Origin of the sequence: Pseudomonas iridis (assembly GCF_017980685.1) — a bacterium.
GTDB classification, from domain to species: domain Bacteria; phylum Pseudomonadota; class Gammaproteobacteria; order Pseudomonadales; family Pseudomonadaceae; genus Aquipseudomonas; species Aquipseudomonas iridis.
The window spans coordinates 206140-230628 of the sequence record NZ_JACXXO010000007.1 but is presented as its reverse complement, the minus strand read 5'-3'; the positions used below and the strand labels follow the sequence as shown (position 1 = coordinate 230628).

The window sequence follows — 24489 nt, the reverse complement described above, 5'->3', positions numbered from 1 at the left end:
CCTCGAACGTTATGTTCGAGGCCTTTTTTGTGGCTAGCCGCCAGGCTTGTTGTAGCGCCAATACCCCATCAGGTTGAGCGATTCACGAGGGATCCCGCAGTCCTTGACAAGGTATTTGCGCAAGCTCATGACAGCCGCACTTTCGCCGGCGATCCAGCCATAAAATCCCTCTTGCGCCGTATTGGCGATTTCCCAAAGAGTATCTTTATCAACATCGACCTCAGCGAGTTCGATGGCCTGACTCGCTGACGAAGCATGAATGGGCAAAGTCGCCTGCCGCACCGCCTCAACCATCAACATCCCGACGACTGTCGCATCTGCCTGCTCACGGATCAGCCATTGAACTGTAAGCCCCGGCCAGTCAGGCACTGAAAGCATGTCTTGTGCACTGTCGACTTCGAAGAAAGCTTGCGTCTGGGGTGGATCGGCAAGAGCAGCCAACTCATCAAGAATGCCCATGGCTGCCGGCAACGCCGTCGAGTCAGCAACCAGCAATACTTGCTTGAGAGCCTGCGGCGGCCGCCACTCGAACCCTCCGGCTTCCTTCGCAGAGAAACGGTTGTCAGGCGCAAGGATTTGCATCGACTCGCCCGGCTGCGCTCGCAACGCCCAACGCGAAGCCGGTCCTGTCTCACCGTGCAGGACGAAATCAATGTCGACCTCACCTTGCTCTGTTCGCAGATGACGAATCGTGTAAGTACGCATCGCCGGGCGGCGACTTGCCAACATCGAGCGGAAACGCGCATACCAACCCTCCTCCTGCGCAAGATTTGCAGGAGAACCATCTGCGGCAGGGAAAAAGAGTTTGACCCGCTGATCGGGCGCCCAGGTGGCCATGCTGGCAATTTCAGGACCGGCAAAGGTGATCCGCATCAAGTGCGGGCTCAACCGGGTTTTACGCTGCAGCACAGCACTGAAGAGCTTGTAGGGATTGGCGGAGGCCATGCGGAGCTCCTTGAAGAAATCGTAAGTGACTCGTATAAGACGAATCGCATCCGACACCCTTTAAGTTGCTCCGCTGAAAACAATGTTACGGCTGGATCGGATGCTCGATCACCACCGATTCGATATTCCGTTTTTTGGCCTTTGCCAATGCCGCATCGACCTGTACCTGCCGAGCTTCGGCCTCAGCCTTGGAGTTGAAAGGGCCAATCAGAATTCGCACTTTGCCGCTGCTGTCCTTGATTACCGTCGGAACAAACGCATGCTCGATCAGCCAGCCGCTCAGATCACTGACAGCCTGAGGCGTTTCGCCGCGCACCTCGAGATCCCACTGTGGAGCAGAGGCGACCGCAGGAGCAGTCGCGACCGCCGTTTTCGGCTCTTGCGCGTCTACACTCTTGCCTTCACCACATCCTGCCAATGCCAGTGCCGCGACTATCCAGACCAATTTGCGCACAACGGTTTCCTCGGAAATCTCAAAGCGACGATCTTACCATTCATAAATACTTCGCGAGCCCCGCAAAATGGGCACGAAACAACGAGATTGATGATTGCAGCCTCTGTATAGTTACGCCCTGGGAATTAATGCCGCATCTGCGCGTCAGAAAGAGGCACCCAAACTGTGAGACTTCGCACTAATCTATACGTACCACCGACCTCTGCACTGTCTGAATCAGGTGCCCTACAAAGCAATCAAGGAGAAGACCATGCTGATACTCACCCGCAAAGTCGGTGAAAGCATAAACATTGGTGATGACATCACCATCACCATCCTGGGCGTTAGCGGCCAGCAAGTACGAATTGGCATCAACGCTCCGAAGAACGTTGCGGTGCACCGTGAAGAGATCTACCAGCGCATTCAGGCTGGCCTGACCGCTCCGGACAAACCACAAACACCCTGAGCCGCATCGCAGTCAGTAGCCAGTTCGTTTGCCCAGCACAATGACTGGCTAGAGATACACGCGCCGTATTGCCACCCGCTCCCCACTCTGTTGGGCACGGCGCCTGACACACCAACCCCCTTCCGATTCATTCTCCCTATCCCCTGTTACCGCTCGATCTTACCGGCCATTCCAAAGGCTGGCTGTCGGACGATTCCGATAGAGCGCAGGGAATTCGCCCTCCTAAGCGAATGTCACTCCACGCGCCATGCCAGTGGCGGCAACCACCATCAGCATCAGCAACAACGCTTCGACATGACTGATTCGCGCGTACAACTTCGCACGCCCGGTATCGAGTGCCGCACCGCGCGCTGACGCAATGCGCCATTTGACCAACGTGATCATCGGCGCGAGCTCTATCAGCAGAATGAGCACGAACAGTGTCATCTTCAGATGGAACAGTGGCTGATGAAGGTAATAGTCAGTGCCTTTCTCATACCCGCCAAAGGCACGCATCCCGCCCGTCACCAACAGAATCAACGCAGAGATACCCCACAGATTATCGGCGAGCAACACGCGCCTGACCTCCCCGGCGCCGGACGCCAAACGACTGAACGCCGTTCCACGCGTCAGCACTGCCCAAAAGCCCAAGGCAAAAGCCATTAGATGAATAGCCGCTAGAAACCAGTGAGCCAACACAGACACACTCCTTTATAAAAGAGTTGAAAATCGGCCAGTCAGTAGTAGTTCAAAAAGTGGGGATTTGCCCGGACCACATCGCCGGCGTGCAGCTGAGGAACGCGATAGAGACGTGCTGCAAAAGCCAAATCTCAGGCAAAAAAAATCCCAAGCAGCTGATGGAAGCTTGGGATTAAAAATGCATAAACCGTGGTGGTGAACGCGGAGCGGATATTACTGATTAATCGCTTCAGCGACAATATTTTTTCGATAACCGGTCGGTTAAAAAAGCTCGTAACTCATTCAATATCCACACTATTTTTATGGAATGAGAATTTGACGCGGAGGAATGGCTGTCGTTATGCACCAGCTCTGAAGCCGTCTAATCAATGTGGAAAGAGAAGGTAATGATGAGAAGGGAAGCGCACGTCGAGGTGATTGCCGAATTGATGTTCTGAAGCGAGGATTCTGCAAGAGGTTTCAAACCCCAGACAACAAAAAAGGGCCCACCTTTCGGTGAGCCCTTCTAGACCGCCCAGCAGAGCGGATTTTGTTTGGTAGGCGCGATTGGACTCGAACCAACGACCCCCACCATGTCAAGGTCTGCTAGGAGCAAGCTCCAAGCCCTGCTGCTCTTGGATTTCTCAGAACGCCCATTCACATCATGAGGCGTCAAAAATGGCAAATTTCCGCTTACTCCCATCCGGCAACTGGAATGCTCAGGTACGGGTTAAGGGCAAATCCCCCCAGTCGAAAACCTTCAGCACGAAGGCCGAAGCAGAATCATGGGCGAGACAGGTCGAGGCCGTAACGGTAGATCGAAAGCATCACACTATATATACGCTGGGCATGACCTACTGCGAAACCATGCTCAAGGGAAAAGGCAGCTACGACCACGCACTGAAAATCGTAGAGCATCTGGGCAGGTACTTTACTCAGCCCATCCACGAAATCACACCGCAGATGATCAACGACTTCAAAATTATGCGGCTGAAGAAGGTAAAGCCTTCCACTTGCAGGACGCAGCTTGCGTTCATGTCCCGCTTCTACCGGTTCGCCAAACGCGGCTTACTGATCGACATCCATAATCCAGTCACTGACATTGCTTTACCCAAGCCCGACAAGTCGTCCGACAAGGTAATCCGTGCAGGTGAGCTTGAACGACTTCTGGCAAAGCTATCCCCAGCCATGAAGCTGATTGTCGAACTAGCCTATGAGACGGCTATGCGGCGCTCAGAGATCTTGAAGCTTACAAAAGACTGCCTGCACCTTGACGAACGCATCTGGCGGTTCGGGGTCAACACTGCCCTTCGTATCAGTGACCTACTCAGCCTACCTTCGAAGATGTGCAAGGCGACAAGCTGGTGATCAAGGAAGGCAAGACCGGTAAGACCCGCATCATTGACCTGAACAGTTCTGTTAAGACCATCGTAGGCCGCCGCAGGGCTCCACACCCCACGCACACTTACCTGTTCGAGGTGGACAGCAATCGGGCTAAGGGCAAGGCGGTAAGCCGTATCGCTGTAGCAAACGCCTTCAAAGGCCGTAGGCGACGAAATGAGCCTGCAACTTGGTACTCATTCGATGCGAAAGACTCGTGGCTGGCTGATGTACAACGGCGGGGTGTCCATCGAGAAGATTTGCAAGGTACTGAACCATTCCAGCCCGGCTGTCACGATGGCCTACATTGGCATCACACAGGCTGAAGTAAACGCCACTTACCATGAGTTTGTGTTCTAGGCGCTGTAAGCCCCACTCGCGTACACCAGCCGCCTGCGGGCGGCTTTTTCGAGCCTGTGATATTTCCCAATTTAAGTCACTGACTGCGACGTGGCACGGGAATGGCTCTTAACCTCGCCCCATTCTTACGGGAAATATAGCATCCCAAAAGCACCGACTGATATTCTCGGCCTCAGGTTCATGCGAAATCTGCACTAAATGCGAGTGCACAAATTGAAAAAAGCAGAGTTGCACCGCGCTTGAACAGCGAGCTTAGTCATATGTCCGTTACTGTCCATTGGTGCCGCTGACTCAGGCACGAATCGACTGCTAACGGACATCCGTGGGGTTTGCTTCTGACTAATTGGATTTTCGCCACCACCCCGCGTCGCCCTTGACTCTAGGCAGATGCGACGTCTGTGCGTAATCTGATGTTGCCAGAGAAATGCTGCACTTAATCCGTGGGCATGGCCCGCCAGGAATATATTTATATGAGCTCCAGAATCTGTACCTCATGTGTAATTGATAACTACCTGAAGAAGCTAATTAATGAAACAGGTGTATCCGGCAGCGAATGCGATTTTTGTGACAGCAGGTCAATCACAGTTGAGCTGGATGAATTTGTATTTATTTTCGAAAAAATGTTGGACGACTTCTACGAATGCAGCAGCCAAAACCCGGCAGTAGTGATTTATGACTACTCGCCAGACGGCGAAACACTTGAAGAGATACTCCAAAGCTTTATTTCGCCTGACGCGACACCAGAACTCGCGGAACTCATTTCTGATGAGTGGTTCGATTGGAGTTCACACGAACATCGTTTCGGAGAAGACCCTTATTTTATTCGTCACTCGAACCTCCCAACTGAATTAAACCACGAGTGGGTACGCTTGGAGAAAAGCCTGAAAAGTACAGCACGCTTGGTTAACCCGCTTGTAGCAGGAACGTTGGAAAAAATATTTTCTCCACTTTTTGATGATAATGCCGCCTCCGCAATCATCACTGCGGGCCCTAACAAACAAATCAACAATTTATTTAGAGCGCGGGTATTCCAGTCCGCTAAAAAAATGCAAAGCGAGCTAAGTCATCCTGAACGGGCGCTTGGGCCGCCACCAAGCGAACTCGCAACTGCGGGCAGGATGAACGCTAAGGGAATCCCCGTTTTCTATGGCGCGACTCATAAACACATTGCGATTGCGGAGGTCCGCCCACCCGTAGGAAGTTACGTCGTAACCAGTTCGTTCAACATTACCAGAGATGTTAGATTACTTGATCTAAAGAAGCTATCGGAGATCGATCCTTCTTCAAAACTTAGCTTGTTTGATCCTGCGACTCGTGAGCTTGAGGCTCGCCACAGATTCCTACAATTGCTGGAAGATAAGTTAACTATGCCAATAATGCCTGAAGCCGCCGACGAGGGCTATTTAATCACTCAAGCAATAGCGGACTTCTTAGCCACTCATCCCAAACTGAACATTGATGGACTTATTTTTTCGTCTAGTCAAACGGACAAGAACGCCTCAATCGACCGCAATGTAATATTATTCGCGAAGTGCTCCTTAGTTTGTTTTTCTGCCGAAAGCGAGAAAGGAAAATCACACTTTGAACTCTGGGAGTACGATGACGAATCGCACGACTCCTGGATCAGCCCCACGCTTCATGAATCACTTTCTCCCCAAGAGGATCTCATCCAAACTTTCGAAGCTTTGCCTCCCGCACTTCGACTTGATCGTGACTCTCTAGCTATTCATGAAGTCACCGGGGTCAGTTATGATACTTATGACCATGGGGTATCATTCCGCAAATATTAATATTTCCACGGCCACCTGACAGACCAGTCTTGCTGAATTCAAGGGCACAACCATGCCAGAGGCTTCAAAACCCAATTTAGTCACAGCAAACGCACTAACGCTGGTTCTCTAGAATCAATATGCCTTAGCTTCGGCTATCGAGGAGATGACCAAGTGGTTTTCTGAGAATGGAAATGAGATTGCTACCTCTACGGCAATCGACAGTTAACGAATCGATCTGATTAATCAGAGACACTACTCATTAACACGAGCGTGCTCTTTAAGACCCAAGTGCAGTTTGAAAGTGCTGGCATTCTCATCCCACTTCGCCTTCCGCACTTTATATCTAAAGACCCACTCACTTCCCCCATATCCAGATTGCACACTATATGTCCCAATTACAGAGAAATCATATAGTATCTCCATAGCTTCTTCGCTGGAGAAGTTTTTAGCCAAGCGTGTTATATTATAAGCAGCTTCAAATGAAGCCTTAGTGAAGGAAAGCTTTCCTAAACCAGATATAACTTGAAGCGCCTCATCCCAACTTGGCCAATGGGGTTTAATTTCGTCATCAAGCTCAGCCTTCAGATAATTGGAATAGTCAGGACGAGCCGCCACAACATCTTTATTGGTAAACTGCTGAGACTCGCCTGCAGCTGATCGCCGCGGTGTAGATACTTCCAACAAGGTATTCATAAAACTGATTACGTCACGCGGGCGATCAAAAGTCCGAGCTATAATGTGTGTAAGCTTTGGCTGTCGCCCACGCATCAAATCATCATCACATATATCAATCCAAGAGGCGCCAGGAATATACTTATTGATTCGGAGATCAAGCAGGCTTTTGAGAGACTGCTCATTCCACTTGATCTCAGCCAGATTGGTCATAGTAATTTTATTCTTATCAGAAAACGACAAGCGTTCCCACATATCCGTACGTAAATACACGATGGATTTAACGTTAACGGCACTTTTTATGGACTGCTGATTAATACTCCGACAAGCCAATATAAGGCCGATGAGCATTAACTGACGCTGCTCATTGAAATCAACCATCCCTTGATCAAGCTCATCGAAATGGATCAAAATCTTGTCGAGCTGTTCCCTCTGGCTAACATAAGAAGCCGCTTCATATATAGCATCCGACAACGCGTTCAGCTCGCGTGAAAGTCCAGACTGAGAACCAGTTCGTTCAAGGCTGACCGATAAGAGCTTGCATCCAAGAATAGTTGGCTCAAAAGAAGTCTTTGACAGCTCAAGCGAGGATGGCCGCAGAATGTCTTCGAGGGTTACATTCGTACCACCATAGTTTTTTTGGAAGAACGCACGAAGACTCTTAACTTCGCTAGTCCACTCAGAGGTGCCGGTAACCTTAGACAACACCATTTGTGCGAACTCGGTAACAATCACATATTTCCAGCTTGCCTCATATTGCTCAGCCGTCGCGGCATCAGGATCACCACGCTTAGCGTGCATTGCCCAAGGGTAACCCCGGAGATTCAATGCGAGCGAGAGGCTACCTTGCGGCTGCTTTTTATTGAAATAGCGAAACAAAGCAGTTTTTCCAGAACCCTTACGACCAAGAATCAGGAACTTATTACCGTCAACGACTGTACTTACAGAATCAGTCTGAACGAAATACTCAAGAATGGCATCATCTTCAGCTGCCACTTCTCAGAAGGTGGGGATACCTGAAACCGCGCTTTTCGCCATTTTATGACTCATCCAATGCTATTCATAAATTACGGATTCTACTCCACCCGGCGCCTTCCCCTGCCCTGCCTTTAACGCCAAGAGAACACTCAGGCAGCTAAATATGATCAGAGCGTACTACCATTCAAGGCTTTTCACTGACTGAACTATACATCAACCATGGATGGATACATTGTAACGCCGTAGCAATGTGCCATACCCAACCCTAGCTTGGGAAGCGTTTGTAGGTAAGCATTTAAGAAGACGCAAGCCCTACCTACCAGATAGGATACAGGCTATCAAAGCAGCAGAGCCATAACATGGATGTTTCACAGATCATCACGCTATTCGGCATCGCCCTTCCCATCTGTGCAACCGTTGCAACATGGCTATGGAGGACACACCACGAACGCGAGGCGATAAAGGTGGCGTTGGTTGCCGAAATTCTAGCATTACGCGAGATAGCGACTACGCGTCGGTATGTAGAGGAGCTTGAAGAAACCGCCAACGAACTACGCGAAAAAGAGGAAGAGCAGCGAGATACCACCACGTTTCGAGTCAGAGTACCTGAGCACTACTGCCGTATCTACATCAACAGCGTAACCAAGCTTGGAGCACTGAAACTAAAAGATGCTCAACTTGTGGTGAAATTCTACCAATATGCCGACAGCTTCATCATAGATGCGGGGCCCGGTGGCAGTCTGTATGAAGGTACGAACGATCCTGATTCGTTTGCTGAAAACGCGGCCATTCTGCGAGAAGCCCTCGCTTGTGCGGATGAGTTAAAACGCCGCAACCCAGCTTGAAATCCGGTGAAGGTAACAGCCGTAGGCACGGTGATTACGTGCTATCCAGGAACGGTACGGCCTTGGAGAGCTTGATCAACGGGGATTCGCGCAATAAACCTAAGGGATACTGGCTTGCGTGCTTTTCACAAGGCGCCACAAGTATCCGAACGCACCTATGTAAAGTATTGGATTGGCGATTAAAAACGGTTAAGGCATGATTGCCAGCGCAGTGCACCACCTATGTGTACCTACACGCTGTCACACTTCGAGTTTTTAAGCTGATAAATCCTTGAATAATCAAGGACTTAAAGATAGGAGGCGACCCCAGCAGCCACACCCCGGCACACAGTATTCCCGCTGTGGCTGGCCGCTATCACATCACACGTTCACCAAACCACATCGAACACAATGCCCCCCCCACGACATGCATAAGAATCGCAGCCCAGAAAAGGGTTTTTAGGCGTTCACATTGCCCAGTGTGAATGAACCCTATATTTTGTGAACGTTCTGAAGAAATCCAAGACAACAAAAAAGGGCCCACCTTTCGGTGAGCCCTTCTAGACCGCCCAGCAGAGCGGATTTTGTTTGGTAGGCGCGATTGGACTCGAACCAACGACCCCCACCATGTCAAGGTGGTGCTCTAACCAACTGAGCTACGTGCCTGCTGTGAGGCGGCATTCTACGGAATTCCGGAGGGGTGTCAACACCTTTTTTTCACCTAACCCTATGAATATGCAAAATATTTAATTTCCGCTCAGCAACGGAGATTTTCAGTGGCTGGCGGAGGTTTTTCAACTCGAGTAGGATCGGCGCACTCGTAAAATATATTAAACAGAGGCTGCAGGATGGCGAACACCCTTTACCCAGAGTCTTATTACGCTGCGTCGGCCAATGCCGTACCGGCTCGTCCGGCCTTGCAGGATGATGTGGAGACGGATGTCTGCGTGATTGGTGCCGGGTATACCGGGTTGTCCTCCGCCCTGTTTCTGCTGGAGAGCGGTTTTCGCGTGACCGTGCTGGAAGCAGCCAAGGTCGGTTTCGGCGCATCGGGACGCAACGGCGGTCAGATTGTTAACAGCTATAGCCGCGACATCGATGTGATCGAACGCACCGTCGGCCCGAAGCAAGCGCAACTGCTCGGCCACATGGCCTTCGAAGGCAGCCGGATCATTCGCGAGCGCGTCGCCAAGTACAACATACAGTGCGATCTGAAGGACGGCGGCGTGTTCGCGGCGCTGTCAGCCAAGCAGATGGGCCACCTGGAGTCGCAAAAGCGTCTGTGGGAACGCTTCGGCCATACGCAGCTTGAATTGCTTGATCAACGTCGTATTCGTGAGGTCGTGGCCTGCGATCAATACGTCGGCGGCATGCTCGACATGAGTGGCGGCCACATTCACCCGCTAAACCTTGCGCTAGGCGAAGCCGCAGCAGTCGAATCGCTTGGCGGCGCTATCTATGAGCAATCGCCCGCCGTGCGTATCGAGCGCGGTGCCAATCCAGTGGTTCATACTCCCCAGGGCAAGGTCAGGGCCAAGTTCATCATCGTCGCCGGTAACGCCTACCTCGGCAATCTGGTGCCGGAACTGGCGGCCAAATCGATGCCGTGCGGCACTCAGGTGATCACTACTGAACCGTTGGGCGATGAACTGGCGAAAACCCTGCTGCCACAGGATTACTGTGTCGAAGACTGCAATTACCTTCTCGACTACTACCGCCTGACGGGCGACAAGCGCCTGATCTTCGGCGGCGGCGTGGTGTATGGCGCACGGGATCCGGCAAACATCGAAGCGATCATCCGCCCGAAAATGCTCAAGGCGTTCCCGCAGCTCAAGGACGTGAAGATTGATTACGCCTGGACCGGAAACTTCCTGCTGACCCTGTCGCGCTTGCCGCAGGTTGGACGCCTGGGCGACAACATCTATTACTCGCAGGGTTGCAGTGGTCATGGTGTGACGTACACGCATCTGGCCGGCAAAGTGTTGGCCGAGGCATTGCGTGGTCAGGCGGAGCGTTTCGATGCGTTTGCTGATCTGCCGCACTATCCGTTCCCGGGAGGGCAACTGCTGCGCACGCCGTTTGCAGCGCTGGGGGCCTGGTATTACGGGTTGCGCGACAAATACGGTTTCTGATCAAACGCCCCGCGTCATTCTTCAGAAGCAACTGTGGCGAGGGAGCACGCTCTCTCGCCACAATGACATCTGCCACTCAATATCAGAGCTGATCCCGAGCAATTCCACTGCGTATGCGCAAGATATCCGCCAGCACCGCCAACGCAATTTCCGCCGGCGTCTTGCTGCCAAGGTTAAGACCGATCGGTGCATGTATCCGTGCCAACTCGCCCTCCCCCAGCCCGCCAATCCGACGCAAACGCTCGAAGCGTTTCTGCGAAGTCTGCAGCGAGCCCATCACGCCGATGTAGAACGCTTCGGTACGTACCGCTTCCATCATCGCCAGATCGTCGATGCGCGGGTCATGGGTCAGCGCCACGACCGCGGTATCTCGATGGCAACCGCCATCGGCAATGAACACCGACGGCAGTTGCCGACGAATTTCCACGCCACTGAGCACCACGCCTTCGAGCACTTCATCGCGCGGATCGCAGAGGATCACTTCGAAACCGAGGCCGACCGCAAACTCGGCGCACGCCTGCGCCACGCTGGAATACCCGGCGAGCAACAAACGCTGCGCCGCACCGATGCGGATCCGCACCCGATCAATCTCCCGCTCGATACGCGCACCCTGCTCACGATCAGCGAACAGGTTGCGCGCACCGCTGGCCAGATCGACCTCGCGAATCAATCGACGCTGACCGAGCAGCGCCGACTCCAATTCGCGCAGATGCGCCTGGACGTCGCAGTCGGCGTCAAATTTCTCTACCAGCACATCGAGAATGCCACCACAGGGCAGGCTGACCCGCGAGCGCGGATCGTCGCCTTCACCGTAACGCACGACATTGACCGCATCGAGAAACGCACCTTCGGCGACGCGCTCGAGAAAATCTTCCTCGACGCAACCGCCGGACAGCGACCCGATCCACTGCCCACCTTCATTCACCGCCAGCAGCGAACCCGGCGCACGCGGTGCCGAGCCGTAGGTAGTCAGCACGGTGCAGAGCCAGATGCGCTGCCCCGCCACCGACCACTCCAGCGCGCGGCGCACCACTTGCAGATCGAGATGCTGCATATCAGTGCGCCTTGTGCTCGATGGTCGGAGCGTCGGCTTGCAGCTTCTGCACTTCGCTCACTGCCAGTTCAGCGGATTGACCACCCCAGCCTTGGCGCAGGTAGTTCAGAAGATCGGTCAACTGCTCAGGACTGAGCTTGTCGGCGAATCCCGGCATCGGCTGCATGTGCTCGAACCCGGAAAACTTCTGTTCGCCGATACCATCCTCGATCACGCGCAGCAAGTTGCGTGGATCTTCCAGACGCAGCGTGGTGTTGCCGCGCATGGCCACCGCGATATGCGGTTTGCCTTCGCCACCGACTGCGTGACATCCGGCGCAGACGTTCAAGTAGTCCTGACGGCCACGCTGGGCGCTCGCGCTCAGTTTGTCCACTGGCACTTCGACCAGCGCTTTGGCTGCCGGCGGCTGATCACCGAGCAGGAACGTGGCCATCGCAGCCAGATCGGTATCGGTCAGGCCCTGAGTGCTGTTGTGGAACACCGGGAACATCTCGTTGAACATCGTGCCCTGCGCACTCATACCATGCTTGAGGAACGTGCTCAGGTCCTGATGATTCCAGCCGCGAGCAGCCAGATCGGTCGCCAGTAGACTCGGCGCCAGATAACCGTTGAGGATGCCGCCGGTCATGCGTTTGTCCATCTGCATCGCGCCCGGCAGGCCGCGCGGCGTATGGCATTCGCCGCAGTGGCCGAGAACGTCGACCATGTATTGGCCGCGCTTCCACGCTTGGCTTTTGCCTTCGCCCGAATCCAGCTTTACATCTTTGCCGTACATCATGTTCCAGCCCATCAGGCCCAGACGGACGTTGAACGGAAAGCTCAGGCTGGTGACCGGTGCAGCACGCTCGATGGGCTCGACGGTTTTCAGATACGCATGAATCGCGTCGGAATCTTCCCGCGGCACCAGGTGATAGGAGGTGTACGGCATCGCCGGATACAGATTCGCACCGTCGCGGCGCTTGCCTTCGGTGAGCGCGGCGAAGAACTCCTCATCGCTGTACAAACCGATGCCGTGCTCTTTACTCGGCGTGATGTTGGTGCCGTAGATCGTGCCGAACGGCGAGACGATCGGCAGGCCACCCGCATACGGCGCACCACCCGGTGCTGTGTGGCAGGCCACGCAGTCGGCAGCGCGGGCAAGATACTCGCCGCGCTTGACCTGATCATCAGCGTGCGCCAACAACAGCGGCGCAGTCAGCCCGACCGCCAGGGTCAGGCGGGTCAATAAAAGCTTCATGCTTAACCCTCCTTGACCAGGCCGAGATCGGTCAGCACGTTGCGGGTAGCGTTGTAGTAACGCACGTACCCGGTGCAACGACAGATGTGATGACCGAGGCTGTCCTCGATGACTTGTTCCAGTTGGCTTTTGACGATCGGCTGGCGTTGCAGCTTTTCCACCAGCACCGTCGCGGCATTGACGAAGCCAGGGGCGCAGTAGCTGCACTGGAAGGCGAATTCGTCGACGAAACGTTGCTGGATCGGGTTCAGCTCAGTGACCTGACCGTCCTCGTCACGCTTGGCGTGGCTTTCGATGGTGCGGACTTTCTTGCCTTCGAAGTAATGCGCGCCGGTGATGCAGGTGCGCACTTCTTCGCTGGTGCCGTCCGGGTTGTCGACGATCACGACGCAGGCGTGACAGATACCCTGACCACAGCCCAGGCGCGAGCCGGTGAGATTCTTGTATTCGTGCAGGTAGTCGATCATCGGCAGGTCATCAGGGATGTCCACCGGGCCGACGGATTGACCATTGAGGGTCAGTTGAAGCGGACGGTTAGCCATTGAGGGCCTCCTTGATGCGCGCAGCAGTGATTGGCAGATTGCGAACACGTTTTCCGATGGCGTGCGCCACGGCGTTACCGATGGCACCGACTACCGGGATCATCACCACTTCGGCGATGCCTTTGGACGGATCGCTTGGCGACAGCGGCGGCAGAATTTCCGCCGTCTGTTTCCACACCGCAACATGACGCGCCATTGGCAAGCGGTAACGGTTGAAGTTCCAGTCACCCTCCCCCGGCCCACCTTCGTACAGCGGCATTTCTTCCATCAATGCGTGGCCGATGCCCATGGCGATACCGCCCTCAAGTTGCCCCTTGACCAGTTCTTCGACCAGCACACGTCCGCACTCGACCCACGAATGGTGATTGAGCACTTCGACTTCCGCCGAGCCTTTGTTGACCTTCAACTCGACCAGCGTCGCGACCGGGCTGTAGTACGTCACGGCAGCGTTGTTCAGCTGGGTAACCGGGTAGTTGATGTTCTGGCGATCCAGCAGGTGGAAACCGGCAGTGCTCATCAACGCTTGCTTGGCCTTCGGTGCGCCGTCGCCGTACTTCACGGCCAGACCATCGAGTGGCAGACGCTCTTTTACGCCGTCGATGCTGTACTCAGCCTCGGCCCAGCTCCAGCGGTTGAAACCGTGAACTGTCGCCGCAGTGACCAAGCCACGCTCGTGAGCGCGTTTGGCCAACTCTTCGAAGCTCAGCGGCTGCATGCCGTTGGCGGTCAGTTTGCCATCGACCCAATGCGCGTCTTCACGTCGCACCACGTAAGGGTTGGCCTGGCCGCCATAAGGACCCTGACGCCAGATCTCCAGCGCCGCCGGCCACAGACCGTGATTGAACAACACGCGCGCCGCTTCACGGGTGGCATGACTGAAGTAGTAAGCGGAGTTGGTCGCGGACGACGCCGAGGCCAATTTGCCCACCCAGCGCGGGTTGCGCAGCAGGTTGTCCTGCTCGGCCTGGCTCATGGTGTAAGGGTTGCCGCTGGTGATCAGCTGCATTTCCTTCCACTCGGTTTCGCCAGTCTTCACTTCGTGTGCCGGGCTGCCGAGGAAATCGGCGACGACCAAAGCTTGCGATGTGGACATGCCGGTGCCGATTTCAATGCCAATGTGTCGCAAGGTAATACGACCGTCGGCAGTGAATTCGATGCTGGCCATCGGTGCTTCGGAACCGGTGCCGAAGTCTTTCTGGCAAATGGCAAAACCAACGCCATACCAGTTATCCGGGTCTGCCGCTTCACGCTGTTTCTTGATCGCGTCGCGGTTTTTCCAGACCTCGTGTACTGAGGCCTTGTCGAGAATCTCGTGCAGTCGCAGCGCGCCGGCCGGAATCGCACCCTGGGTATTTTTCATGCCGGAACGCAGAGCATTTTTGCGACGCAGGTCGATCGCGTCGACACCCAGGCGATTGGCGATTTCGTCGACCATCATTTCGGTCGCCGCCATGCTTTGCAGGGTGCCGTAGCCGCGCATCGAACCCGCCTCAACACCGCGCGAGTGATAGGCGGTAACTTGCAGGTCATTCTGCGGCATGTAGTAGATCGACTGCGCTGCCGTGGCACCCACTGCGGCTACCGACGGGCTGTAGTTGATCCGGCCACCACCGTCGACGCTCATTTCGGCGCGGAAAATCTTGAAGCTGTAATCGTTCTTGTCCACCGCCAATTGGTAACGGATGTCGAACGGGTGACGCTTGATACCGCTCTGGAACTGCTCGTAACGATCGTTGGCCAGACGCACAGGCACACCGGCGCCGTACAGCGCAGCGAGGGCCGCGTAGTAAACGAAGATGTTGTGGTCTTTGGAGCCGTAACCCACGGTATAACCCGGGTGCATGTTCAGGTTGGCCAGGCCAAAGCGCGAAGGTGCAATCATTTTCGCGGTATCGGTCGCCGTTTCCAGCGGGCACTGGGTCGCCACGACGAAGTGCAGGGTTTTGGTCTTCGGGTCATACCAGCCATTGCCGTTGTCCGGCTCCATGGCGGCCGGCTCGATCGACGGAGTCTTGTAGCGCTCATCGAACACCAGCCAGTTGTCCGGCGGCGTATCGATCTCTTTCTTCATGCGATCGGCGTAGAACAGCCCGCGCTCGGTCAGGTTGCCATGCAGATTGGGCGATGCATCCCACACCGGACGACGGTTTTTCAGCATCGGGAACAGTATCGAATCCTTGAGGCTGGCGAATTCGTCTTCATCGGCCGAGGTCGGGCCACCGACACGCACATAGCGGAAGCTGCCGTAGGGGTCGCGTTCGTAGAACGGCACTTGAGCACCGTAACGAATCGCCTTGTCATTGAATTTGAGCTGGTTCTTGGCCTGACGGAAACGCTCGAAATCGTTCCAGATCAGGATTGCCACCGGGTGCCCGATGAACATCGGCACTTTGCCTTCCGGCAGCAGCGGATCCGGAGCGTGCTCTTCCGGAAAGACGATGCCGTCCTTGTCCAGGTCAGCCGCGGTAACGATGCGATCCGGTTGCAAGTCTGCGCCAAGCCACGACAGGTCGTAGCCGGCATAGATGCGATCAGCCTTGATGGTTTTCAGCAGCATGGCGTGGCCCTGCTGCTCAGGCCAACCCGGCATGTCCCTGGATCGGATATCGCGGGCAAACACTTTGCTGCCGCAGACCTTGGACAGTGCATCGTTACGCTGACGCGCCTTACCGTTGTTGCCGAGCCACTTCTCGGACGGCACGGTGACGCTGTTTTCCATCAAGGCAGCCAGCGCCTGACTGCTGAGCGGCGTGAGCGTGACGCTCACGCCCGCTACCAGCCCGCCCTGAAGGAATGAGCGCCGGGATATTTCACGGTTGGACATGGATCATCCTCTGGGCGGTTATATGTCCGCCCTTCTGGTTATCTACTGGGAATCTCGAGTCTTGCAGAAGCTCTTTCTGGCGGAGCAAAGAGCTGTGTTGACAGTGCAAAGCTGACCGAAAGGTTAACTTTAAAGGTTTCTTGGCTCGCAGCAAACAACCAGTTACATAATTCTGACTAAAGAATCAAAAAATCAATGCGACGTGGCAGCGCAGCAAACCCGTAGAGATAACTGTGCATGTCCAGGTGGGCGCGAGCCTGCTCGCGAAAGTGTTCTTGCGGCGGATATAAATTTTGAATGTGCTGACGCCTTCGCGAGCAGGCTCGCTCCCACAGGGATTTGTTTCGGGCACAGGATGGTGGAAGGCAGGAAGAAAAGCGGAGGGTCAAATTTCAGACACAAAAAACCCCGGTCTTTCGACCAGGGTCTTTGCTATCGATTCCGAATCAGCCAATGGCTTCTTTCGGTGCTTCAAGGCGTTCAGTGGGCCTTGAAGCAGATATGGCGCAGCGGACGGGACTCGAACCCGCGACCCCCGGCGTGACAGGCCGGTATTCTAACCGACTGAACTACCGCTGCGTATCGCTTTGAGCTTGCGCTCAAGTAACTCGTTTTGATTGAAAGCTTCGGTGCTTTTCAATCGCGAACCAGACAACGTCTGACTCGTTAAATATGGCGCAGCGGACGGGACTCGAACCCGCGACCCCCGGCGTGACAGGCCGGTATTCTAACCGACTGAACTACCGCTGCGCGTCGGTGCAGGCACTTTCAGCCTACCCTCTTGCTTTCGCAAGTTACTCGGAAGTGGTGGGTGATGACGGGATCGAACCGCCGACATTCTGCTTGTAAGGCAGACGCTCTCCCAGCTGAGCTAATCACCCGTTTGCATCTCCGAGGCCGCGAAATTTACGCAGGTAGCGAACCTAAGTCAATAGCAGGATTGAAGTTTTTTTCAAAAACCGCTTTTAGCGACAAGTGTCGAGCAGCAAGCAAAAGCAAGAACACATACAGCAGTCACTTCACTGTTGTGCTTTGACTGGCAGCTAGAAGCTCGAAGCTGCCCTTCACTGCTTGTAAATCATCTTCTTGGTCATGCCGCCGTCAACGACGAATTCCTGCCCGGTGACAAACCCGGCATTCCTCGACAGCAGCCACGCAACCATCGCCGCGACATCCTCAACCGTGCCCACCCTGCCCGCCGGATGCTGAGCGTGATCGGAATCGGCCAACGGCTCGGCACGACGTGCAAACGGGTCCCGCGCATCAATCCAGCCCGGGCTGACGGCGTTGACCCGAATCTCCGGCCCGAGGCTGATGGCCAACGCGTGAGTGAGCGCCAACAACCCACCCTTGCTCGCCGCATATGCCTCGGTATCAGGTTCGGATTGTCCGGCACGGGTCGACGCCAGATTGACGATCGAGCCATTGTGCGCCCGCAGATATGGCGCGCAATGCTTGGCCAGTAGCATCGGCCCGCTGAGATTCACTGCCAGCACCCGATTCCAGTAGGCCAGATCAAGGCTTTCCAGCGTGATGTTGTGGGGATCAGCCACCGCCGCGTTGCACACCAGCGCATCGAGCCGACCAAACTGCCCCAACACCTCGGCCACACCAAGCGCCACCTGACCTTCATCCGCAACGTCCATGGCGATGAACCAGGCGTGCTCGCCCAGCACCTTCGCCACTTTCGAACCGCGCGCACGATCGAGATCGGTCAGCACCACTTGCCAGCCTTCGCTGATCAGCCACGCGGCAATGCCCAGACCAATGCCGCGCGCGGCGCCCGTGACCAGCGCAACGCGGCCATGGGCGCCGGCTTTCGCAGTGGACAATTCGATCACAGCGCCGCCAGACCGCGCGCCAGGTCGGCTTGCAGGTCGGCCACGTCTTCCAGACCGACGGCGACGCGGATCAGGCTGTCACGAATACCCGCTGCTTCACGCTCCTGCGGCGCCAGACGGCCGTGGGAAGTGGTGCTCGGGTGGGTGATGGTGGTTTTGCTATCACCGAGGTTGGCGGTGATCGAAATCAACCGGGTGGCATCGATAAAGCGCCACGCGCCCTCTTTACCGCCCTTGACCTCAAAACTCACCACCGCACCAAAGCCCTTCTGCTGACGCTGAGCAAGCTCATGCTGTGGATGACTCTTGAGACCGGCGTAATGGACCTTCTCGATACCGTCCTGCTGCTCCAGCCATTCGGCCAGTTGCTGGGCGTTGGCACAGTGCGCCTTCATCCGCAGGTTCAGGGTTTCCAGACCTTTGAGGAAGATCCACGCGTTGAACGGGCTCAACGTTGGCCCGGCGGTACGCAGGAAACCGACGACTTCCTTCATCTGCTCGCTGCGACCGGCGACCACGCCGCCCATGCAACGGCCCTGACCATCGATGAACTTGGTCGCCGAGTGCACGACGATGTCCGCACCGAGCTTCAGCGGCTGCTGCAACGCAGGCGTGCAGAAGCAGTTGTCGACCACCAGCATCGCGCCTTTGGCGTGAGCAATTTGCGCCAGGACGGCGATGTCCACCAGCTCAGCCAGCGGATTGGATGGCGACTCGACGAAGAGCAGTTTGGTGTTCGGCTTGATCGCCGCATCCCACGCCGGCAGCTCTGCCAGCGGCACATAGTCGACTTCGATGCCGAAACGCTTGAAGTACTTTTCGAACAGGCTGATGGTCGAACCGAACACGCTGCGCGACACCAGCACGTGATCGCCGGCACTGCACAGGCTCATCACCACCGCCATGATCGCAGCCATGCCGGTGGCCGTCGCAACAGCTTGCTCGGCGCTTTCCAGCGCAGCAATACGCTCTTCGAACGCGCGCACGGTCGGATTGGTGTAACGCGAGTAAACGTTGCCTGGCACTTCGCCGGCAAACCGTGCTGCTGCGTCGGCGGCAGTGCGGAACACGTAGCTTGAGGTGAAGAACATCGGATCACCGTGTTCGCCTTCCGGCGTACGGTGCTGACCGGCACGTACGGCCAGGGTATCGAACGCTACGCCTTCGAGGTCGCTATCCAGACGACCGGCATCCCATTCCTGACTCATGCTGTCACTCCTTGCCTGTTCTCGATAAATAAAAAGTCTTTTGCCAGATACAAAACCGGCCCCTCAGGGCCGGTAGAAACTCAGTTGTTATACAGATCGATGATCGCACTGACCGCCTGGGTCTTGACCTTCGAGGCATCGTTGCGTGCCTGTTCGATCTTGTCCAGATAAGCCTCGTCGACGTCGCCGGTCACGTACTTGCCGTCGAACACTGCGCAATCGAAGTTTTCGATCTTGATCTTGCCGCCGCCGACCGCTTCGATCAAGTCAGGCAAGTCCTGATAGATCAGCCAGTCAGCACCGATCAGATCAGCCACGTCCTGAGTCGAACGGTTGTGGGCGATCAGTTCATGGGCGCTTGGCATGTCGATGCCGTAAACGTTCGGGAAACGCACCGCAGGAGCGGCCGAGCAGAAGTAGACGTTTTTCGCACCGGCTTCGCGGGCCATCTGGATGATCTGCTTGCAGGTGGTACCGCGAACGATCGAGTCATCGACCAGCATCACGTTCTTGCCGCGGAATTCCAGCTCGATGGCGTTGAGCTTCTGGCGTACCGATTTCTTGCGGGCAGCCTGGCCCGGCATGATGAAGGTGCGGCCGATGTAACGATTCTTGACGAAACCTTCGCGGAATTTCACGCCCAAGTGATTAGCCAGTTCCAGCGCAGCAGTGCGACTGGTGTCCGGAATCGGGATGACCACGTCGATGTCGTGCTCAGGACGCTCACGCAGGATCTTCTCGGCGAGTTTCTCACCCATGCGCAGGCGCGCCTTGTAGACCGACACGCCGTCGATGATCGAGTCCGGACGCGCCAGATAGACGTGTTCGAAGATGCACGGGGTCAGGGACGGGCTGGTCGCGCACTGACGGGTGTGCAGCTTGCCCTCTTCAGTGATGTAGACCGCTTCGCCCGGCGCCAGGTCGCGAATCAGGGTGAAACCGAGCACGTCCAGGGAAACACTTTCCGAGGCGATCATGTACTCGACGCCTTCGTCAGTGTGACGCTGGCCGAACACGATCGGGCGGATGCCGTGCGGGTCACGAAAACCGACGATGCCGTAACCGGTCACCATGGCCACTACCGCGTAACCGCCGACGCAACGGTTGTGCACGTCGGTCACGGCAGCAAACACGTCTTCTTCGGTCGGTTGCAGCTTGCCGCGCTGGGCCAGCTCGTGGGCGAACACGTTGAGCAGCACTTCCGAGTCGGAACTGGTGTTGACGTGACGCAGATCGGATTCGTAGATTTCTTTGGCCAACTGTTCAACGTTGGTCAGGTTACCGTTATGCGCCAGCGTAATGCCGTAAGGCGAGTTGACATAAAACGGCTGGGCTTCGGCCGAAGTCGAGCTGCCCGCGGTTGGATAACGGACGTGGCCGATACCCATATGGCCGACCAGGCGTTGCATGTGACGCTGATGGAACACGTCACGCACCAGGCCATTGTCCTTGCGCAAGAACAACCGGCCATCATGGCTGGTCACGATACCGGCAGCGTCCTGGCCGCGGTGCTGGAGCACGGTTAGCGCGTCATACAGCGCCTGATTGACGTTCGACTTACCGACGATACCGACGATGCCACACATGCGACGCAACCCCTACTTAATGGATCTGAACTGAACAACACTCACTGTGGCGTTTTGGCCGACGGCAAGAGCTGTTCCTTGAACGGAATTTCAGCGGGTACGCTGATTCCGCTGGCAAGCCACTGACTGCTCCACCCAAGAATCAGGTTCTTGGACCAGTCGGCGACCAATAGAAATTTTGGCACGAGCTGTGACTCTTTCCACCACCCGTCCTGCTGTACCGGCCCCAGGCTCAACAGCCCGACTGCGACGACCACCAGCAACACGCCACGCGCCGCGCCGAAGGCCATTCCCAGAAAGCGGTCGGTCCCGGACAACCCGGTGACGCGAACCAACTCGCCGATAAGATAATTGATCATTGCGCCCACGATCAGCGTGGCGACAAACATGATGGCACAGCCCGCGATCACGCGAGCCGATGGGGTTTCGATGTATCCGGCGAGGTACTCGGACAATGAACCACCGAACATCCAGGCGACGACTCCTGCGATGATCCAGGTCACCAGCGATAATGCTTCTTTGACGAAGCCGCGGCTCAAACTGATCAATGCGGAGATGGCGATGATTGCAACGATCGCCCAGTCAACCCAGGTAAATGGCACAGTGCAGCCTACAGACGGATGAGGCGGCGCATTTTAGCAGAGCGCATGGCTGTCGGTAAGCTGCGATTTTCAGTGCATTTCAATCGAATCGATAGATCCTAGCCACGCTCGGGCTGGAAGCGCACGACAAAGCCCTTGAGCTTCTGCTGACGGCTCAAAAGATCACGCAGACGATCGGCTTCGGCGCGCTCGATCAGCGGGCCGACGAACACCCGATTCTTGCCATCGGCGGAACGGATGTAAGCGTTGTAGCCCTGGCTGCGCAGAGTTTTCTGCAGACTCTCGGCGCTGGCGCGGCTCGACAGGCTGGCCAGTTGCACCGACCAGCTCACCGACAGACCATTGGCGTCGACGCGGCTCTGAGTGGTATCAGGCTTGGTCGTCGCTGAAGCGATCGGCTGGGCAGGCGCAGGAATCGGCTTGGACACCGGCGGCGGCGCGGCAGGCGTGGCGATCTGGGCCGGCACAACAGGTGCCGGGGCGATCGGCGCAGAAGGCGCGACTTGCTCGGCGATTTCGTCATCGCTTGGCACGGGCTCTTGCGGCAAGGTTTGCGGCTCGGGAACGGCGACCGGCTCCAACTCCACCTGCGGCATGGCAGGCGCAGGCGGGGCAGCCGGGGCCTCGACGGTCACCTGGCGCTGTTCGTCCTGACGGGAAAACAGCATCGGCAGGAAAATCACCGCCAGCGCCACCAGCACCAGAGCACCTACCATGCGCTGTTTGTACGCTTTATCCAGCAAAGCCATTTGCCGCTTCCTCCGTGGAGTGCCGGGCCAACCATTCAAGGGCCTCGGCGACACAATAAAATGATCCGAACAACAGAATCTCATCGTCGCTGGTTGCGACGGCGCACTGCCCTTCAAGTGCGGCGGCAACACTGTCGTAAGACGTGACCGACGCGCCAAGGTTCTGCAATGCCACCTGCAATTGCGCAACAGGGCGCGCACGCGGTGAATCCAGCGGCGCTACTGCCCAGTGTTCGACACTAGCATTCAACTCGCTGACAACACCATCCAGATCCTTGTCCGCCAACAAACCAAACACCGCCAGACGCTTGCCGACCGGTGGCCGCGAGGCCAGACGGCGAGCCAGATACTCCGCCGCGTGCGGGTTATGGCCAACATCCAGCAACAGATTCAGGCGCTTGCCATTCCACTCGAAGGAACGGCGATCCAGACGCCCGACAACACGCGTCGCCTGCAAGGCCGCCACAATCTGCTGTGCACTCCACGGCAAACCGAGCAGCAGATACGCCTGCAACACCAGTGCGGCGTTTTCCATCGGCAGATCGAGCAGCGGCAAATCATGCAGCTCGACAACCCGGCCCTGCGCATCGGTACCGCGCCACTGCCAGTTATGGTCAGTGATGCCGAGATCGAAATCGCGTCCACGCAAGGAGAACGGGCACGCCAGTTCGCGCGCCTTGTCGAGCAACGGTTGCGGAGGATTGAGGTCGCCGCACAGCGCAGGCTTGCCCTGACGGAAGATCCCGGCCTTCTCGAAGGCTACGGATTCGCGGGTATCACCCAGATAATCGGCATGATCGACACCAATGCTGGTAACCAGCGCGATATCGGCGTCCACCACGTTGACCGTATCCAGACGCCCGCCCAGACCGACTTCCAGCACCACAGCATCGAGCCCGGCCTGCTGAAACAGCCAGAACGCCGCCAGTGTGCCCATTTCGAAGTAAGTCAGGGAAGTTTCGCCGCGCCCGGCCTCGACCGCAGCGAAGGCTTCGCACAGCTGTGCGTCAGTGGCTTCGACGCCATTGAGCTGCACCCGCTCGTTGTAACGCAGCAGGTGCGGAGAATTGTAGACACCAACGCTCAGGCCCTGCGCCCGCAGCAACGAAGCCACGAAAGCGCAGGTCGAACCCTTGCCGTTGGTGCCGGTGACCGTGATCACCCGAGGCGCCGGCTGGCCCAGCCCCATGCGGGACGCTACCTGTTGCGAACGCTCCAGACCCATGTCGATGGCCGACGGATGCAACTGCTCAAGGTAGGCGAGCCACTCGCCAAGGGTGCGCTCGGTCATATGTTGGCAGGCACCGGTGGAACGACGATCGGCTCGATTGGCGCAGCAACGAATGTCGGCGTTGGCTTACCCGTCATTTGTGCCAGCAGGTTGCCCAGGCGCGGACGCAGTTCCTGACGGTGGATGATCATGTCGATCGCACCGTGCTCCAGCAGGAACTCGCTGCGCTGGAAGCCTTCCGGCAGTTTCTCGCGCACGGTTTGTTCGATAACGCGCGGACCGGCGAAGCCGATCAGGGCTTTAGGTTCGCCAACAATCACGTCGCCGAGCATTGCCAGACTGGCGGAAACACCACCGTAAACCGGATCGGTCAGCACCGAGATGAACGGAATGCCTTCTTCGCGCAGACGCGCCAGCACGGCCGAGGTCTTGGCCATCTGCATCAGCGAGATCAGGGCTTCCTGCATGCGCGCACCACCGGAAGCGGCGAAGCAGATCATCGGGCAGCGGTTTTCCAGCGCGTAGTTGGCAGCGCGTACGAAACGCTCGCCGACGATGGCACCCATGGAACCGCCCATGAAGCTGAATTCAAACGCCGAAACCACTACCGGCATGCCCAGCAGGGTGCCGCTGACGGAAATCAACGCGTCTTTTTCGCCGGTCTGCTTCTGCGCAGCGGTCAGGCGATCCTTGTACTTCTTGCCGTCACGGAATTTCAGACGGTCAACCGGCTCCAGATCGGCGCCCAGTTCGTTGCGACCTTCGGCATCAAGGAAGATGTCGATGCGCGCACGTGCACCGATGCGCATGTGGTGGTTGCACTTCGGGCAAACGTCCAAGGTCTTTTCCAGCTCCGGACGGTACAGCACGGCCTCACAGGATGGGCATTTGTGCCACAGACCTTCAGGCACCGAGCTCTTCTTGACCTCCGAGCGCATGATCGAAGGGATCAGTTTGTCTACTAACCAGTTGCTCATGCTTTCTTTCTCCAGTACC

At 56.4% G+C, this 24489-nt stretch carries 20 protein-coding genes, 4 tRNA genes and 1 pseudogene; 6 read left to right on the top strand and 19 right to left on the bottom strand.

All coding sequences use genetic code 11. From position 1 onward, the window contains the following. Positions 1–33: 33 nt before the first annotated feature. Positions 34–945 (bottom strand): siderophore-interacting protein, encoded by a 912-nt coding sequence (locus IEQ42_RS14265; RefSeq protein WP_210703937.1) that lies wholly within the window; start codon positions 943–945, stop codon positions 34–36. 85 nt (positions 946–1030) lie between these two features. Beyond that, complete coding sequence (locus IEQ42_RS14260) at positions 1031–1399, bottom strand: SPOR domain-containing protein (protein ID WP_210703936.1); 369 nt, start codon at positions 1397–1399, stop codon at positions 1031–1033. 250 nt (positions 1400–1649) lie between these two features. Between IEQ42_RS14260 and csrA the strand changes: the two genes are divergently transcribed. Continuing rightward, the gene (csrA, locus tag IEQ42_RS14255; protein WP_003179932.1) at positions 1650–1844 is read left to right on the top strand and encodes a carbon storage regulator CsrA; all 195 of its coding nucleotides are present in this window, start codon (positions 1650–1652) and stop codon (positions 1842–1844) included. 222 nt (positions 1845–2066) lie between these two features. Here the strand turns inward: csrA and IEQ42_RS14250 are convergent, their stop codons facing one another. Beyond that, entirely contained in the window at positions 2067–2522 is a 456-nt protein-coding gene (locus tag IEQ42_RS14250) for a DUF2214 family protein (protein ID WP_210703935.1), read from the bottom strand. Positions 2523–3179: 657 nt separating this feature from the next. Here IEQ42_RS14250 and IEQ42_RS14245 point away from each other — a divergent pair. From IEQ42_RS14245 to IEQ42_RS14235, 3 genes and pseudogenes are all read left to right on the top strand, one after another. Next, positions 3180–3785 (top strand): annotated as a pseudogene (locus IEQ42_RS14245) (tyrosine-type recombinase/integrase); the annotation flags it as partial. A 273-nt stretch (positions 3786–4058) separates the two neighbouring features. Beyond that, positions 4059–4241, top strand: coding sequence for a site-specific integrase (locus tag IEQ42_RS14240; protein ID WP_228731989.1), 183 nt, complete (start codon positions 4059–4061; stop codon positions 4239–4241). Positions 4242–4711: 470 nt separating this feature from the next. After that, positions 4712–6031, top strand: a complete 1320-nt coding sequence (locus tag IEQ42_RS14235; protein WP_210703934.1) for an RES family NAD+ phosphorylase — start codon at positions 4712–4714, stop codon at positions 6029–6031. Positions 6032–6265: 234 nt separating this feature from the next. Here IEQ42_RS14235 and IEQ42_RS14230 read toward each other — a convergent pair whose 3' ends face one another. After that, entirely contained in the window at positions 6266–7681 is a 1416-nt protein-coding gene (locus IEQ42_RS14230) for a P-loop ATPase, Sll1717 family (protein ID WP_210703933.1), read from the bottom strand. Positions 7682–8022: 341 nt separating this feature from the next. On the opposite strand from IEQ42_RS14230, the gene IEQ42_RS14225 reads away from it, so the two are divergent. Beyond that, positions 8023–8508, top strand: coding sequence for a hypothetical protein (locus IEQ42_RS14225; protein WP_210703932.1), 486 nt, complete (start codon positions 8023–8025; stop codon positions 8506–8508). Between the two features lie 568 nt (positions 8509–9076). Here the strand turns inward: IEQ42_RS14225 and IEQ42_RS14220 are convergent. Next, positions 9077–9153: transfer RNA gene (locus IEQ42_RS14220), tRNA-Val, on the bottom strand. Positions 9154–9335: 182 nt separating this feature from the next. Between IEQ42_RS14220 and IEQ42_RS14215 the strand changes: the two genes are divergently transcribed. Then, positions 9336–10619, top strand: coding sequence for an NAD(P)/FAD-dependent oxidoreductase (locus IEQ42_RS14215; RefSeq protein ID WP_210703931.1), 1284 nt, complete (start codon positions 9336–9338; stop codon positions 10617–10619). Positions 10620–10701: 82 nt separating this feature from the next. Here the strand turns inward: IEQ42_RS14215 and IEQ42_RS14210 are convergent, their stop codons facing one another. The 14 genes from IEQ42_RS14210 to accD all read right to left on the bottom strand — a co-directional run bounded on the left by IEQ42_RS14210 (position 10702) and on the right by accD (position 24470). Further along, positions 10702–11673 (bottom strand): XdhC family protein, encoded by a 972-nt coding sequence (locus IEQ42_RS14210; RefSeq protein WP_210703930.1) that lies wholly within the window; start codon positions 11671–11673, stop codon positions 10702–10704. A 1-nt stretch (position 11674) separates the two neighbouring features. After that, positions 11675–12910, bottom strand: coding sequence for a c-type cytochrome (locus tag IEQ42_RS14205; protein WP_115147572.1), 1236 nt, complete (start codon positions 12908–12910; stop codon positions 11675–11677). Positions 12911–12912: 2 nt separating this feature from the next. After that, a complete protein-coding gene (locus tag IEQ42_RS14200; protein ID WP_042558620.1) occupies positions 12913–13452 on the bottom strand; it encodes a (2Fe-2S)-binding protein in 540 nt (179 codons plus the stop codon). Further along, complete coding sequence (locus IEQ42_RS14195) at positions 13445–16276, bottom strand: xanthine dehydrogenase family protein molybdopterin-binding subunit (RefSeq protein ID WP_210703929.1); 2832 nt, start codon at positions 16274–16276, stop codon at positions 13445–13447. Before IEQ42_RS14195 ends, IEQ42_RS14200 begins: the two co-directional genes overlap by 8 nt. Positions 16277–16778: 502 nt before the next feature. Further along, positions 16779–16855: transfer RNA gene (locus IEQ42_RS14190), tRNA-Asp, on the bottom strand. A gap of 94 nt (positions 16856–16949) precedes the next feature. Beyond that, positions 16950–17026: transfer RNA gene (locus tag IEQ42_RS14185), tRNA-Asp, on the bottom strand. A 55-nt stretch (positions 17027–17081) separates the two neighbouring features. After that, a tRNA-Val gene (locus IEQ42_RS14180) sits at positions 17082–17157 on the bottom strand. 183 nt (positions 17158–17340) lie between these two features. Continuing rightward, entirely contained in the window at positions 17341–18117 is a 777-nt protein-coding gene (locus IEQ42_RS14175) for an SDR family oxidoreductase (RefSeq protein ID WP_210703928.1), read from the bottom strand. Next, a complete protein-coding gene (locus IEQ42_RS14170) occupies positions 18114–19325 on the bottom strand; it encodes an O-succinylhomoserine sulfhydrylase (protein ID WP_210703927.1) in 1212 nt (403 codons plus the stop codon). Before IEQ42_RS14170 ends, IEQ42_RS14175 begins: the two co-directional genes overlap by 4 nt. Before the next feature lie 80 nt (positions 19326–19405). Next, positions 19406–20911: an amidophosphoribosyltransferase gene (gene purF / locus IEQ42_RS14165; protein WP_042558616.1), complete on the bottom strand. Its 1506-nt coding sequence runs from the start codon at positions 20909–20911 to the stop codon at positions 19406–19408. A 41-nt stretch (positions 20912–20952) separates the two neighbouring features. Then, complete coding sequence (locus IEQ42_RS14160; protein WP_042558615.1) at positions 20953–21513, bottom strand: CvpA family protein; 561 nt, start codon at positions 21511–21513, stop codon at positions 20953–20955. Between the two features lie 98 nt (positions 21514–21611). Beyond that, complete coding sequence (locus tag IEQ42_RS14155; protein WP_210703926.1) at positions 21612–22262, bottom strand: SPOR domain-containing protein; 651 nt, start codon at positions 22260–22262, stop codon at positions 21612–21614. Then, positions 22246–23553, bottom strand: a complete 1308-nt coding sequence (gene folC / locus IEQ42_RS14150) for a bifunctional tetrahydrofolate synthase/dihydrofolate synthase (protein ID WP_210703925.1) — start codon at positions 23551–23553, stop codon at positions 22246–22248. Before folC ends, IEQ42_RS14155 begins: the two co-directional genes overlap by 17 nt. Beyond that, positions 23550–24470: an acetyl-CoA carboxylase, carboxyltransferase subunit beta gene (accD, locus tag IEQ42_RS14145; protein WP_042558612.1), complete on the bottom strand. Its 921-nt coding sequence runs from the start codon at positions 24468–24470 to the stop codon at positions 23550–23552. The genes folC and accD overlap by 4 nt, the downstream gene beginning before the upstream one ends. Positions 24471–24489: the final 19 nt, after the last annotated feature.